At 60.3% G+C, this 14,285-nt stretch carries 11 protein-coding genes; 3 read left to right on the forward strand and 8 right to left on the reverse strand.

Translation table 11 applies throughout. The annotated features are described in order from the left end of the window. Positions 1-33: 33 nt before the first annotated feature. Both hslO and EGJ27_RS05815 read left to right on the forward strand, forming a co-directional pair. A complete protein-coding gene (hslO, locus tag EGJ27_RS05810) occupies positions 34-936 on the forward strand; it encodes an Hsp33 family molecular chaperone HslO (RefSeq protein WP_125829780.1) in 903 nt (300 codons plus the stop codon). A 179-nt stretch (positions 937-1,115) separates the two neighbouring features. Then, positions 1,116-2,660 carry a phosphoenolpyruvate carboxykinase gene (locus EGJ27_RS05815; protein WP_125829781.1) on the forward strand — a complete coding sequence of 515 codons (1,545 nt, stop codon included), beginning with the start codon at positions 1,116-1,118 and terminating at the stop codon, positions 2,658-2,660. A 138-nt stretch (positions 2,661-2,798) separates the two neighbouring features. Here the strand turns inward: EGJ27_RS05815 and EGJ27_RS05820 are convergent, their stop codons facing one another. Both EGJ27_RS05820 and EGJ27_RS05825 read right to left on the reverse strand, forming a co-directional pair. Beyond that, the gene (locus EGJ27_RS05820) at positions 2,799-3,509 is read right to left on the reverse strand and encodes a hypothetical protein (RefSeq protein WP_125829782.1); all 711 of its coding nucleotides are present in this window, start codon (positions 3,507-3,509) and stop codon (positions 2,799-2,801) included. 124 nt (positions 3,510-3,633) lie between these two features. Then, a complete protein-coding gene (locus EGJ27_RS05825) occupies positions 3,634-4,083 on the reverse strand; it encodes a hypothetical protein (protein WP_125829783.1) in 450 nt (149 codons plus the stop codon). Positions 4,084-4,407: 324 nt separating this feature from the next. On the opposite strand from EGJ27_RS05825, the gene EGJ27_RS05830 reads away from it, so the two are divergent. Further along, a complete protein-coding gene (locus EGJ27_RS05830; RefSeq protein WP_125829784.1) occupies positions 4,408-4,896 on the forward strand; it encodes a GNAT family N-acetyltransferase in 489 nt (162 codons plus the stop codon). 21 nt (positions 4,897-4,917) lie between these two features. Here EGJ27_RS05830 and EGJ27_RS05835 read toward each other — a convergent pair whose 3' ends face one another. From EGJ27_RS05835 to EGJ27_RS05860, 6 genes are all read right to left on the reverse strand, one after another. Further along, on the reverse strand, positions 4,918-5,619 hold the full coding sequence (locus tag EGJ27_RS05835; RefSeq protein WP_125829785.1) for a hypothetical protein: 702 nt from the start codon (positions 5,617-5,619) through the stop codon (positions 4,918-4,920). Between the two features lie 136 nt (positions 5,620-5,755). Continuing rightward, the gene (locus tag EGJ27_RS05840) at positions 5,756-7,339 is read right to left on the reverse strand and encodes an ABC transporter ATP-binding protein (RefSeq protein WP_125829786.1); all 1,584 of its coding nucleotides are present in this window, start codon (positions 7,337-7,339) and stop codon (positions 5,756-5,758) included. 1 nt (position 7,340) lies between these two features. Beyond that, entirely contained in the window at positions 7,341-8,363 is a 1,023-nt protein-coding gene (locus EGJ27_RS05845) for an ABC transporter permease (RefSeq protein ID WP_125829787.1), read from the reverse strand. Continuing rightward, positions 8,363-9,430 carry a microcin C ABC transporter permease YejB gene (locus tag EGJ27_RS05850; RefSeq protein WP_125829788.1) on the reverse strand — a complete coding sequence of 356 codons (1,068 nt, stop codon included), beginning with the start codon at positions 9,428-9,430 and terminating at the stop codon, positions 8,363-8,365. The genes EGJ27_RS05845 and EGJ27_RS05850 overlap by 1 nt, the downstream gene beginning before the upstream one ends. A gap of 1 nt (position 9,431) precedes the next feature. Then, positions 9,432-11,315, reverse strand: a complete 1,884-nt coding sequence (locus tag EGJ27_RS05855; protein WP_125829789.1) for an extracellular solute-binding protein — start codon at positions 11,313-11,315, stop codon at positions 9,432-9,434. A 146-nt stretch (positions 11,316-11,461) separates the two neighbouring features. Further along, positions 11,462-14,182: a TonB-dependent receptor gene (locus EGJ27_RS05860; protein WP_177522943.1), complete on the reverse strand. Its 2,721-nt coding sequence runs from the start codon at positions 14,180-14,182 to the stop codon at positions 11,462-11,464. Positions 14,183-14,285: the final 103 nt, after the last annotated feature.

Genomic DNA, 14,285 nt, shown 5'->3' on the forward strand with positions numbered 1-14,285 from the left:
AGCGAACTTCACCCTTTCAGATACCTTCTTCCTATGCATGATTCCCCGGACATCGACTTCACCCAGCGTTTCATCTTCGACGAAAGCGACGTTCGTGGAGAACTGGTGGCGCTGGAGCGCAGCTACGCCGAAGTGCTCGCCAAACATCCTTACCCGGAGCCGGTTGCGCAACTGCTCGGTGAACTGATGGCCGCCGCTGCGCTGCTGGTCGGCACCCTGAAGTTCGACGGCCTGCTGATTCTGCAAGCCCGCTCCAGCGGCGCGGTGCCGCTGTTGATGGTCGAATGTTCGAGCGAACGCGAACTGCGCGGCATCGCTCGTTACGACGAATCCCTGATCACGCCGGGCGCCGGTCTGCAGGACCTGATGCCCGAAGGCTCGCTGGCCTTGACGGTCGATCCGCGCAAAGGCAAGCGTTACCAGGGGATCGTCGCGCTCGACGGCGTGGACCTGTCGGAAAGCCTCTCCAGCTATTTCGTCATGTCCGAGCAGCTGGGCACCCGCTTCTGGCTCAAGGCCGACGGTCATCGCGCCCGCGGCCTGCTGTTGCAGCAACTGCCGGTGGCGCAGATCACCGATCCTGAAGAGCGTGATGCCAGCTGGGAACACGTGATCACCCTCGCCAACACGCTGTCGGCCGAGGAAATGCTGGGCCTGGATAACGCGACTATCCTTCATCGGCTGTACCACGAAGACCCTGTTCGGCTGTTCGATATCCAGCCGATCTGCTTCCGTTGCAGCTGCTCTCGCGAACGTTCCGCCAATGCGCTGGTCAGTCTTGGGCTGGACGACGCGCAGCAACTGGTGGAAGAACATGGCGGCAAGATCGAAATCGACTGCCAGTTCTGCAACGAGCGCTACCTGTTCGATGCCACTGACGTGGCCCAGCTCTTCGCTGGCGGCGGCGTGGATTCGCCATCTGATACGCGCCACTGATTGCGTCCGGATTTGACTCACAACACTGCGTGGGCAGCTGTAATGCTGTACTGACAGGAGGGTCCTACCATTTCTGGGCTTTTCTGGCATAATCCGGCCCACTTTTACGCTGTAGTAGTGGTTGTTTTTTTACTACAAAATCGTTTGGAGCACTCGGCCACTGGCCGACGGGGACACTCATGACGCAAACCAACAACGCTGTGTACACCGATCTGAGCATCGACGAACTGGTGAAGGAAGCCCTTGCCCGCGGCGAAGGCGAACTTTCCGACACTGGCGCACTGGTTGTGCAGACAGGCCATCGCACCGGCCGTTCGCCGGTCGACCGTTTCATCGTTGATGAGCCGGGAACCCAGCAAGATATTGCCTGGGGCCCGATCAACCGCAAGTTTCCGTCCGAGAAATTCGACGCGTTGTGGAATCGCGTGGGTGCCTATCTTGCCGAGCGTGAGCGCTTCGTTTCCCACGTTCATGTAGGTTCCGATCCTGCGCACTACCTGCCGGTCAAGATGACCACCGAGACGGCATGGCATAACCTGTTCGGCCGTTGCCTGTTCATCAACCCTGAGCAGTACAACCAGGGCGGCAAGGACGAGTGGGAAATCCAGAACGCGCCATGGTTCGTCTGCGATCCCGAGCGTGACGGCACCAACTCCGATGGCACCGTGATCATCAACTTCCAGGCCCGCAAGGTTCTGATCGCGGGCATGCGTTACGCCGGCGAAATGAAGAAGGCATTGTTCTCGGTACAGAACTTCCTGCTCCCTGCGGTCGACGTGCTGCCAATGCACTGCGCGGCCAACATGGGCGAAGAAGGCGACGTGACCCTGTTCTTCGGTCTGTCCGGCACCGGCAAGACCACCCTGTCCGCTGACGAAACCCGCTACCTGATCGGCGACGACGAGCACGGCTGGGGCGAAGGCGTGGTGTTCAACATCGAAGGCGGTTGCTATGCCAAGTGCATCGACCTCTCCGAGAAGAACGAGCCGGTCATCTGGAAAGCCATCCAGCACGGCGCAGTCCTGGAAAACGTGGTCCTGGACCCGGTTACCAAGAAAGCCGACTATGCCGATGACAGCCTGACCCAGAACAGCCGTGCGGCCTACCCGCGTGAACTGATCGAAAAACGCGCACCGAAAAACCTCGGTGGCGAGCCGAACGCTGTGATTTTCCTGACCTGCGACCTGACCGGCGTTCTGCCGCCAGTGTCGATCCTCAGCGAAGAACAAGCGGCGTACCACTTTCTGTCGGGTTACACCGCGCTGGTCGGTTCCACTGAAATGGGTTCGGGTTCGGGCATCAAGTCCACCTTCTCCACCTGCTTCGGCGCACCGTTCTTCCCGCGTCCGGCCGGCGTCTACGCCGAGCTGCTGATCAAGCGCATCCGCGGCTTCGGTTCCAAGGTCTACCTGGTCAACACCGGCTGGACCGGCGGCGGCTACGGCGTAGGCAAACGCTTCAACATCCCGACCACGCGTGGCGTGATTGCAGCGATCCAGAGCGGCGCGTTGATCGGTGCTGAAACCGAACACCTGGACATCATCAACCTGGACGTGCCGAAATCGGTTCCAGGCGTCGACACCGTTCTGCTCAACCCGCGCAACACCTGGGCTGACAAAGCGGCCTACGACGAAGCAGCCAAGGGCCTTGCCAGCCTGTTTATCGAGAACTTCAAGAAGTTCGAAGTGAGCGACGCCATCAAGGCGGCTGGTCCGAAGCTGTAATTCGCTACGCGATATCCAGCTGGCCTGAGCGAACGCCCCGACTTGTCGGGGCGTTTTCATGTCCGGCACAGTGTTCGTGCTTCAGGATTGGTTTCGCCTCCATCAGCATTCAGCTTGCGGCATGTGCAAGGAACGCCCCTACGCTATCGGGCCTTTCGACTGGGTTTGCAATATGTTGAAGACAGCCATAGCCGAGCTGTCGTCCGAGGTCAGGTTGGCAGCGAAGTTGGTCGGGTACTGCGCTTTTTCTATAGGCGGCAACTCGTTGTAATGCGCCAGGATCATCATCAGCGTCTCGGTACTTTTGCCGGTTTGGTTGTATTCCTCCACGTAGCGCTGGGCCATGGCTCTGTTCCAGAGCTCTTCTTGCGCATAGTTTTCGGAAAAAGCTGCAGATCTTTCATTGATGGTGTAGAGGCCGCTGTCGTCGTACATAATCAGTCTCAGGTCATCCTGAGACAGGCCTGCGAATGGATTTTTCCCTGTGCCGTTGGCGAACCGAGTGGCCTGTCTGGCTCTTTCCAGAAGAGTCGCGTCATCTGTGTTCGGCACTTCGGCATCATGTAACTGTCGATTAGCGTAGTAACTTCGGCCCGCGATTCTATCGATAATGTCTTTTGCAAGAGCCCCTAAACTTTTAGAGCTGTGACTGTTTTCGCGGGACGCAGCGCGCGCCGCGCTCTCATTTAGCTGTATGGCCAGGGTTGAGAACGTAGCGCCGTTCGAGTTGATAACGGCAGGGGCGGTCTCTTTGAAGCTGCTATTTTCGGTGGCTGCTGAAGCAGTTTTCGCTAACTTCTGGATAGTCGTGTTGGTGATAAAACCTGAGGCAGGATGGATGTCCGTCATGTTGGCGTCCTCGCGTCACTTGCCGATCCCTGGCGTTATGTTCGCTATTCATATCGGCAAAGCGAGCGTGAGCTTTAGTTCCAAGAAGGCGTGCGCGTCACAGTTCGACGCGCACGCGAAGAAATTACTTCATCGTAAACTCGGCAGCCCAGGCATGGCTGGAGAGGTCAGTGACCCTGGAAGTGGCTGTACAGATAGCACCCCCGCTAGGGGTTGCCGTTCGAGTCCATTTCGGCACCCGAACGCCGCCCGCAGCCGGGAGTTTGCTAAAGGTCGTAGAGAACACACAAGCCTTGCTGCCCATCACGTAGCGAACAGAGGCATAGCCGGCATCTGGCGAAAGGCCGCTTTGTACAACATAAACACTTGTATCACCAGGTTTTATTGTTGGGTTGATAGGAGACCTCGCATTTCTTTGCGTAGACGTTTCATTGCTCGTAACGACGGTATAGACAGCCGCCTCAGTGCCCAGGTTTTTGAAGGTTACTGTCACAGGCGGGCCTGCCTGTGCCGTAGCGGCGGTGATCATTATGGCCAGCGCAAGGAAGGGTGCTAAGGTTTTAGTTGTTTTCATAAGTGCTGCTCCTTGGTTAAACGATTAACTTCATGTTGGTTACGGTGCAGCAATCAAAAGACGAAAAGCGGCGACCGCTGCCCGTGGGTAGAGGATGTATTTCAGGTTCAGATCGAAAGATATGGTTATGTATGGCTCGCGAATTGATCGCGCAGGTCAGATAGCTGGTTTCCAGGTTCAGTGGTAGTCATGGATAAGGCCGCGTTTAAATTATCAACGGTTTAATGCAACTAATCTGAAGTGGGGGCTTGAGTCAATACCTTAGTGGTTCGTTATCTGGCATATTGTCTTTCCTACACAGAGGATAACCGGAGCCCTCAGGCAATGCCCGACATACAGATCAAGCGTTTCGAACCCCACGACCAACAAGGTGTGATCGAGGTCATCGTGCCGATTCAGCGCGAGGAATTCGGCATCGCGATTACCGCCGAGGATCAGCCGGATCTCAAGGCGATTCCCGAGTTCTACCAGAGTGGCAATGGCGATTTCTGGGTGGCGAAAGCGGGCGAACGGGTAGTCGGCACCATTGGCCTCAAGGACATTGGTGCGAATCAGGCCGCGCTGCGCAAGATGTTCGTCGCCGCCGAGTACAGAGGCCGTGAGTTCGGCGTTGCCGCCAAGCTGCTGCATCGGCTCGTCGAAGACGCCGGGCGTAACGGCGTGAAAGACATTTTTCTCGGCACCACCGACAAATTCCTCGCCGCCCACCGGTTCTATGAAAAGCATGGCTTCAGCGAAGTCGCCAAGGAAAACCTGCCGGCAAGCTTTCCGCTGATGGCAGTGGACAGCAAGTTTTATGTGTTGGGCTTGTAGGGGCGACCGAGGCCTGTGTACTCACATCGGGCTGAATGATCCTTCTGCGCTGCAATACCGCTGACGGGCCGCAGCGCTTGAGTTCGGGCTTCTGCATTGTTCGCGGAAATAAACCTTGGCGCCTTTGCGACATTCGCGATATTCGATAGAGCCCGCCCGCCAGTTGCGACAGACGCTGCTGCCGTCGATATGGTTATCGGTGATCAGCCATTCGGCGCGGTAGCTGCGCTTGCGGTCCCACTGCCACACGGTGGCGTGGGTAACGGTCTGTTGCACGTTATGACGCTGTCGGGTGGGCTCACGTTCGGTCTTGTATTGCTGCATGTACTGCGCCGACACCATGCCTTGTGCTTGCGGGTCATGGACCGGGTCCGGGTATTTCCCAAATCGGCAGGTGGCTACCGCTGCGTTGATCAGGTTGTCCGGGCCTATGCAGTCGGCCAACGCCTGCGGGCGTCGTGCGCTTGGGACGCTGGAGGCTGAGCGAGGCGCTGGAGTTTGTACCGGCGTCTCAGGAGCACTGGCAAAGGGCGGCAGCGCAGTGACGGGAGCGGCAGGTTTGGTGAGATAAAAGATTCCGTAGCCCACCGCACAGATCAGAAACAGACACACCAGCGTATTGCGTAGGCGGTCAGACTTGTGGCCGTAGGTTCGGCGTCGCCGGCGGGGCGCGTCTTCTTCGTCAGCGCTCAAGCCGTTGGAGGCATTTCGGGGGTGGTGCATGGCGTCCGTCCATTGGTCTGCGCGTCCAGTGCGCCGGAGATGGCAAGCTTAAACAGCGATAAAGCATATTGCCAGCATAGGATCTGAGTTGATCCGCATTGCTGCTGCGCGCCAGATCCGTCTGGCGGCGACTCTTTTATCCAAACACCAGTCCCGACGACCGCAGCAACTCCTGGGTGTAAGCCTGCTGCGGCGCTGCGAAGATTTCCCGTGACGAGCCTTGTTCAACGACCTTGCCGTCCTTGATCACGATAAGGTCGTGAGCTAGGGCGTGGACCACGGCAAGGTCATGACTGATGAACAGATACGTCAGGCCGCGCCGGATCTGAAGGTCGCGCAGCAGGGCGACGATCTGTTTCTGTACTGTGCGATCCAGCGCTGACGTGGGTTCGTCCAGCAGAATCAGGTCCGGTTCGAGCACCAGTGCCCGGGCGATGGAGATACGTTGCCGTTGGCCGCCAGAGAATTCATGGGGGTAGCGATGGCGAGTGGCAGGATCGAGGCCCACTTCCTGCAGTACGCGGATGACCGCGTCCTCTCGTTCCTGCGCCGTTCCAATGTCATGGGTCAGCAAGCCTTCGGCGATGATCTGCGCCACGGTCATGCGCGGGCTGAGGCTGCCGAACGGGTCTTGGAACACGACCTGCAACTGGCGCCGCAACGGCCGCATCAAATGCTGGCTGTGCAGGCTCAGTTCCTTGGTGCCGAAACGGATGCTGCCTTCGGAGTCGATCAGGCGCAGGATCGCCTGGCCCAGTGTCGATTTGCCGGAACCCGATTCGCCAACGATCCCCAATGTCTTGCCCCTGAGCAATTCGAAGCTCACACCATCCACGGCCTTCACGTACTGCGGGTCGCGTTTGAACCAGCCTTTGGTCAGCGGAAACCAGACCTTGAGATCCTGCACCGACAGCAACGTGTGCCCCTCATCCAGCGGCACGGGATATCCATCTGGTTCGGCATTGATCAGCAGCCTGCTGTACGGGTGCTGCGGCGCGTCGAACAGCGTCTGGCAATCGGCCTGCTCGACGATCTCGCCTGCGCGCATCACGCACACCCGCTGAGCGATGCGGCGCACCAGATTCAGGTCATGGCTGATCAGCAACAGCGACATGTTCAAGCGCTGCTGCAAGGACTTGAGCAGTTCAAGAATCTTGACCTGCACCGTCACGTCCAGCGCGGTGGTGGGTTCGTCGGCGATCAACAGATCCGGCTCGTTGGCCAGTGCCATGGCGATCATCACGCGCTGGCGCTGACCGCCTGAGAGTTGATGCGGATAGGCCCTGAGTCGCTCCAGTGGCTGGCGGATGCCGACCAGTTCCAGCAATTCCAGAGTACGGTCGCGCGCGGCTTTGCCCTTGAGCCCCTTGTGAGTGATCAGGATTTCGCCGATCTGCTTTTCCACCGTATGCAACGGATTCAGCGAACTCATGGGCTCCTGGAAAATCATCGCCACCCGATTGCCGCGCAAGGCGCGCAACTGCTTGTCGTTGGCGGTGATCAGGTCAAGGCCGTCATAGCGAATCGAGCCCGTGGTACTGACGTTTCTGGCCGGCAGCAAACGCAGGATCGAGTGGGCTGTCACCGACTTGCCCGAGCCCGATTCACCCACCAGCGCCAGGCACTCGCCACGCCGGATATCCAGACTGACGCCATGCACCACTTGCGCACCGTTGAAAGCGACCCGCAGGTCGCGGATTTCGATCAGGTTATCGTTCATGTCAGCTCCGGGGATCAAAGGCGTCGCGGCAGGCTTCGCCGATGAACACCAGCAGGGAAAGGATCAACGCCAACACCACAAAAGCAGTCAGCCCCAGCCAAGGCGCCTGCAGGTTGCGCTTGGCCTGGCCGATCATCTCGCCCAGCGAGGCGCTGCCTGCGGGCATGCCGAATCCGAGGAAATCGAGCGCAGTGAGGGTGGTGATGGCGCCGGTGAGAATGAACGGCAGGTAAGTCAGGGTGCTGGTCATCGCGTTGGGCAGGATGTGTCGCCACATCAATGCGGCATCGGTCAGGCCCAGCGCACGGGCGGCCTTCACGTACTCCAGATTGCGCCCGCGCAGGAATTCGGCGCGCACCACGTCCACCAGCGCCAGCCAGGAGAACAGCGCCATGATCCCCAGCAGCCACCAGAAATTCGGCGACACGAACCCCGACAGAATAATGAGCAGATACAGCACCGGCAGGCCCGACCAGATTTCCTGGATGCGCTGGCCGATCAGGTCGGTCATGCCGCCGTAGTAACCCTGGATCGCACCGGCGCAGACACCGATCACGGTGCTGATGAGGGTCAGCATCAGCGCAAACAGAATGGAGATCCGCGCGCCGAGCAGCACCCGCGCCACCACGTCCCGCGCCTGCTCATCGGTGCCCAGCCAGTTGACCGCGCTCGGCGGGCTGGGCGAGGGCGCATCCAGGTCATAGTTGATGGTGTCGTAACTGAACGGAATCGGCGCGAACAGCATCCAGCCATTCCTGGCCGCGATCAGCTTGCGCACATAGTCGCTGGAATAGTCCGGCTCGAACGGCAGCTCACCCCCGAAGTCGGTTTCCATGTAGGTGTGCAACGACGGGTAGTACATCCGGCCTTCGAAACTCAGCAGCAACGGGCGGTCATTGGCGAGCAGCTCGCCGCACAGACACACCACCATCAGGGCGATGAAAATCCACAGCGACCACCAGCCGCGCCGGTTGGCCTTGAACAGCGCCATGCGCCGCCGGCTCTGGGGAGAGAACTCGAACATCAGGCGCTCCTCGCGGAAAAATCGATGCGCGGGTCGACCAGCGTGTAGCACAGGTCGCCCACCAGCTTGATCAACAGGCCGAACAGCGTGAACAGGAACAGCGTGCCGAACACCACCGGATAGTCCCGCGATACCGCGGCCTCGTAGCTCATGCGTCCCAGTCCATCGAGACCGAAGATGGTTTCGATCAACAGTGAACCGGCGAAGAACACCTCGATCAGCGCTTGTGGAATACCGGCGACGACCAGCAGCATGGCGTTGCGAAATACATGGCCGTAGAGCACGCGCGTTTCAGTCAGGCCCTTGGCGCGGGCAGTGACCACATACTGCCGGCTGATCTCGTTGAGGAAGCTGTTCTTGGTCAGGATGGTCAGCGTGGCAAAGCCGCCAATGACCAGCGCGCTGACCGGCAATACCAGGTGCCAGAGGTAATCGCAGACCTTGCCCCAGGTGCTGAGGCTGTCGAAGTCATTCGAGAACAGCCCTTGGGCCGGAAACCAGCTCAGGTAACTGCCTCCGGCGAACACCACGATCAACAGAATGGCGAACAGGAAGGCCGGAGTCGCGTAGGCGACGATCACCAGCGTGCTGGTCCACACATCGAACGCGCTGCCATGGCGTACCGCCTTGCGAATACCCAGCGGGATGGAGATCAGGTAGGTAATCACCGTCGCCCATAAGCCCAGCGACAACGAGACCGGCAGCTTTTGCGCAATCAGCTCGGTGACCGGTGCGCCGCGAAAGAAGCTGGTGCCGAAGTCCAGCTGCGCGTAGTTCTTGAGCATCAGCCACAGGCGTTCATGCAGCGGTTTGTCGAAGCCGTAATGCTCCTTGATCGTCTCGATCAGCGCCGGGTCGAGGCCGCGGGTGCTGCGGCTGGTGGTGCCGGATGCAGCGACTTCGCCTCCTCCGCCGCCCACGCCGTTGGGGCTGAAACCCTGGATGCGGGCGATGGCCTGTTCCACGGGCCCGCCGGGTGCGGCCTGGACGATCAGGAAATTGACGATCAGGATCGCCAGCAACGTGGGAATGATCAGCAGCAGGCGTCGAATCACGTAGGTCAGCATGTCAGTTCTCCTGCCCTGCGGTGAGCGTAGGGTCGAGCGCGGTGAACTGCGCGTTGGTCAGCGGTTTAGCGCTGACCTGCCACCAGGTTTCCAGGCCCACGTCATAGGTGGGCGCGGTTGCGGGCATGCCGAAGCGGTTGGCGAATACCAGCGGCGTGCCTTTGGAGTAGTAATTGGGGATCGTGTAGTAGCCCCATTGCAGGACTCGATCCAGCGCCTTCGCATAGCGCACCATCTGCTCGCGACTGTCGGCGGCCACCAGCCCGTCGATCAAGGTGTCCACCGCCGGGTTGCGCAGCACGATGGCATTGGAGCTGCCAACTTCCGTGGCGCTCTGCGAACCGTACAGGCTGTACAGCTCACGGCCCGGCGCGATCAGCGGGTTGCCGTTCTTTGGGAAGGTGACCACGATCATGTCGTAGTCGCGAGCGTTGAGCCGGTTGATGTACTGCGCCGAATCGATGCGGCGGAAATCCAGGGTGATGCCGATCTGCGCCAGAACCCGTTTGTACGGCAGGATCAGTCGGTCGAAGCCGCCCTGGCCGTCCAGAAAAGTGAAGGTCATCGGCTCCCCGGCGGCGTTCACCAGCCGATTGTTTTTCGGATGCCAGCCAGCCTCGGCCAGCAGTTTCAGGGCCTGCAACTGCTTGTCACGGATAAAGCCGCTGCCGTCGGTTTTCGGCGGCTGGTAAACCTCGGTAAAAACCTCGTCAGGAATCTGCCCGCGCAGCGGTTCGAGAATCTTCAGCTCGGCTGGGTCGGGCAGTTCGGCGGCGGCCATTTCGCTTTTCGGGAAATAGCTCTGCTCGCGCACATAGAAATTGCGCATCACGCGGCGGTTGATCCAGTCGAAGTCCCAGAGCATCGCCAGCGCCTGGCGCACGCGACGGTCCTGGAATACCGGCTTGTCGAGATTGAATGCAAAGCCCTGGGCGGCCACCGGGCGGCGTTCGGCGAAGATGCGTTTTTGCAGACGCCCGTCGTCTATCGCAGGCCCCGCGTAGCCGATGGTGTAGCCGGCGGAAGAGAACTCCCGGTTGTAGTCGAACGCACCGGCCTGCAACAGTTGACGGGCGATCTCGGTGTCGCCGTAGAAATTCACGGTCAGGGTGTCGAAGTTGTACAACCCGCGGCTGACCGGCAGATCTCTGGCCCACCAGTCCTTGACCCGCTCGAAGGTCACGCTGCGTCCGGCGTCGACCTTTGCGACTCGATAAGGCCCGCTGCCTAGCGGCGGTTCGAAGCCGCCGCCGTTGGCAAAGTCCCGTGTCTTCCACCAGTGTTCCGGCAGGATGCGCATACTGGCGATGTCCAGCGCCAGCGAGCGGTTGAGGTTGTTCTTGAAATCGAAGCGCACCTGGCGCGGCCCTTCGACGACTACGCCTTGAACGTCGGCGTACATCGGCCGGTAGCTGAAGCTGGCCTTGGTGGTCATCAGCTCGAAGGTGTAGCGCACGTCCTCGGCGGTGATGGGCACGCCGTCATGAAACTGCGCCTTGGGGTTGATGAAAAATCGCACCCACATGCCCTGCGGGTCACGCTCCATCCTTTCGGCAATCAAGCCATAAACCGTGTAGGGCTCGTCCAGCGAGCGGTAGGCCAACGGCGAATAGACCCACGCGTCCAGTTGCACCACGTTGATGCCCTGGTCGACATAAGGATTGAGGTAGTTGAACTGGCCGATTTCCTCGGCCGAGCGGGTCAGCGATCCGCCTTTCGGGGCTTTCGGATTGACGTAGTCGAAGTGCTGGAACGTAGCCGGATATTTCGGCGCTTCACCGTAGACAGTCAGCGCATGGCCGGGCGCGGCTTGCGCGGTCTGGCAGCAGGTCCACAGAGCGACACCCAATGACAGGCAGCGCAGAAAACGGGGTTGACGCAACATGATGGGGCTTTCCTCGAACACACTGAACGACGGTTGAGCGGATGAAAAAACCCCCGGCCGGGGAAGGTGGATGAAACCAGCAGGCCGGAGGTGCGATCCGCAATCTGCAACACGACACGCTTCGCTTGGCGCGCCGCGTGCTGCCCTCAGAAGTGGTAAGTCATGCGTGCGAACAGCGTGCGGCCCAGTGGGTCGGCGTAGCGCGGGTCATAGCCGGCCTGAAAGTTGTAGGCCTGGTTGGAGAACGGTGGGTCGCGGTCGAACATGTTGCGTACCCCGGCGTCGACATCCAGCGTCTTGGCGAAGGTATGGCCGACCGACAAGTCCCACAGCGCATAGGACGCGACCCGCGCATTGGTGGTGCGGTCGTAGTCGTTGTAACCGGTGGTGAAACGGTTGGTGATGGACGCGCGCGTGTCACCCAGCGACCAGCTGCCGATCAGCACATGCTTCCAGCGCGAGATCACGCCGTCACCCTGGAAGTCTCCAACCTTGTCGGTGTACGGGCCGTCGATGATGTTCTGGTAGTCATAGCGCGTTACGTAGGTGCCGGTCATGCCCAGGCCGAACTGGCCGATGGGGGTGTTCGGGAAGCGATAGTCCAGCGTCAGGTCGACACCGCTGGTCTTGACGATGCCCAGGTTGGCGTTGCCGGTCACGATGTTGGCGATCGAGCCGTCGGGGTTGCGGATGAAGCGGTCAGCGTAGGTGGCCGGGTCGTCGAAGACGGTCGACTCAGGAAACGACTGGATCTGGTTGGAAATGTGAATCCACCAGAAATCCAGGCCCATCGACAGGTTGCGCACTGGCTGGTAGACGAAGCCCAAGGTGGTGTTGCGGGCTTTTTCCGGGGCCAGCTCGGTGTTGCCGCCGCTGTTGTTAAGGAATTGCTGATTGCAATCGCGCCCGGCATTGCCGCCCGGTTGCACGGTGCCGCCTGCGCACAATACCGGGTCGTTGTAATACCCTTGGGAAAAGGTGGTACTGCGCGGTGCATACAGTTCATACAGCGACGGGGCGCGGAAGCCTTCGCTATAAGCGCCGCGCACCACCAGTTCCTTGAACGGCTGGAAGCGGAACGAGTACTTGGGGTTGGTGGTGCTGCCGAAGTCGCTGTATTTGTCGTGACGGATGGCCGCGGTCAGCTCCAGGCTGTCGAGTACGGGCACGTTGAGTTCGGCATACTCGGCCTTGACGCTGCGATCACCGGCAACGCTGCCCGCCGCATCGGCACCCAGGCTGCTGACGTCGTTGACGAAGGCTTCGTACTCCTGGTGCATTTTCTCTTTGCGGTATTCACCGCCCAGCGCCAGACCGGCCGGCCCTGCGCCGAACCAGTCGCCGATTTCACGGCTGAAACGCGCATCCACGCCCGCGACCCGGCCGACGGCGCTGGAGTACTGACCGTGATAAGTGTTGGCATCGATCAGCGCCTGACCGGCTGCTGTCTGCGGGCCGAACGGGTTGAGAATGCCGGCGGCCAGGCCGTCGATCATCGCTGCGTCGCTGACGTAACCGTCCGTTAGTGTCGAGAGCACCTTGCTCTGGTTGTACGACGCACCGACGTTGTAGTCCCAACCGCCGACCAGACCGTCGAAGTTCAGCAGGAAACGCTGGCTGGTGTTCTGGTCGCTGGAACCGCGCGGCCCGGCTGCGGTTTCCCGCCAGGCGGTGTCGACCGGCTGAGTCGGATCGATGGCCCAGTCGGTCGGGCCTGGTGTGATGCCGTTGCCCGGATAGTACGGTGACGACGAATCCAGAGACAGACCGGTCAGCGGCGCCGGACCGATATCGGTGTGGTTTCTGTTGCGAGCCCAGAAGTATTCGGCGCTGACATTGTGGTCATCGGCGAGCTTGCCGGTGGCGCGGCCGAAGAACGAGGTTTTTTCGGTCTGCGGAATCAGGTCGATGTATTCGCGGGTACTGAAACGGCAGATGCCGTTGCTGGCAATCAGGCTCGGGCCGCCACAGGCGGTGCCGAGCGGGTTGGCCGCATTGTCGCCCTGATAATAGTTGCCGGGGTAAGCGGTTCCGGAAGTCTGGTTCAGGCCTCGGTTGGGCGCATAGTCGGTGGCAAACTTGCGGTCATTGGCATCCAGGTTCTGCTGCTTGTTGTAGTTGAACACCCCCATCACGTTGAAACGGTCTTCTTCCAGATCGCCGAAACCCCAACTGGCGCTCATGTCCTTGCTGGCACCGCCGCCGCTGTTGGTCGGCGTTTCGCCACCCAGGCTCAGGGTGCCGTCGGTCAATGATTTCTTGGTGATGAAATTGATCACACCACCGATGGCATCAGTGCCATAGAGTGCCGAAGCACCGTCACGCAGCACTTCGATACGGTCGATGGCGGCGAACGGGATCAGGTTCAGGTCGACCCCGGCGCCGTTGGGCGTGCCGACGCCGGATAGAGCGTTGTTCGCCAGGCGGCGGCCGTTGAGCAAGACCAGCGTCTTGTTGGCGCCAATGCCGCGCATGTCGGCATAGGAAGCGCCGCCGGTGCCGGCACCGACCGAACCTGCGCTGTTGTTGATCGACTGGCTGCCGGTGATGCGGCTGACCATTTCCTGAGTCGTGGTCACGCCCTGCTTCTTGAGGTCGTCGGCGCGCAGGATGGTGACCGGCACCGCGGTTTCGGCATCGACGCGGCGGATTGCCGAACCGGTCACCTCCACGCGTTGCAACTGGGTGGTTGCCGGTACTACGGCAGCACTGGCGGACACGGCTTCAGTACCGGCATCCGCTTCGACCGGATCGGCCGCATGGGCACCGCTCATGCCTACGGCCAGCGCACAGACCACCGCGCGATGATGACGCCGGACCGCACGGGCCAGGGGTTTGAGGGTGCAACCGGGAAGATTCATCAACATGGTTATTTCCGACTTATTCCACACGTTATTGAAATGGCCTTGTGAGCCCTCTTTCCCCGAACGGTTGTGCCGACCGGGATTTGCACTGCATTTCCAGCAAGCC

Source organism: Pseudomonas sp. v388, from assembly GCF_003935425.1.
Classification (GTDB): Bacteria; Pseudomonadota; Gammaproteobacteria; order Pseudomonadales; family Pseudomonadaceae; genus Aquipseudomonas.

Coding starts and splice junctions, on each gene's coding strand:
- EGJ27_RS05825 (WP_125829783.1), bottom strand. CDS start 4,083: ATGAAAACAACTAAAACCTTAGCACCCTTCCTTGCGCTGGCCATAATG.
- EGJ27_RS05820 (WP_125829782.1), bottom strand. CDS start 3,509: ATGACGGACATCCATCCTGCCTCAGGTTTTATCACCAACACGACTATC.
- EGJ27_RS05850 (WP_125829788.1), bottom strand. CDS start 9,430: ATGCTGACCTACGTGATTCGACGCCTGCTGCTGATCATTCCCACGTTG.
- EGJ27_RS05860 (WP_177522943.1), bottom strand. CDS start 14,182: ATGTTGATGAATCTTCCCGGTTGCACCCTCAAACCCCTGGCCCGTGCG.
- EGJ27_RS05815 (WP_125829781.1), top strand. CDS start 1,116: ATGACGCAAACCAACAACGCTGTGTACACCGATCTGAGCATCGACGAA.
- EGJ27_RS05835 (WP_125829785.1), bottom strand. CDS start 5,619: ATGCACCACCCCCGAAATGCCTCCAACGGCTTGAGCGCTGACGAAGAA.
- EGJ27_RS05840 (WP_125829786.1), bottom strand. CDS start 7,339: ATGAACGATAACCTGATCGAAATCCGCGACCTGCGGGTCGCTTTCAAC.
- EGJ27_RS05830 (WP_125829784.1), top strand. CDS start 4,408: ATGCCCGACATACAGATCAAGCGTTTCGAACCCCACGACCAACAAGGT.
- hslO (WP_125829780.1), top strand. CDS start 34: ATGCATGATTCCCCGGACATCGACTTCACCCAGCGTTTCATCTTCGAC.
- EGJ27_RS05855 (WP_125829789.1), bottom strand. CDS start 11,315: ATGTTGCGTCAACCCCGTTTTCTGCGCTGCCTGTCATTGGGTGTCGCT.
- EGJ27_RS05845 (WP_125829787.1), bottom strand. CDS start 8,363: ATGTTCGAGTTCTCTCCCCAGAGCCGGCGGCGCATGGCGCTGTTCAAG.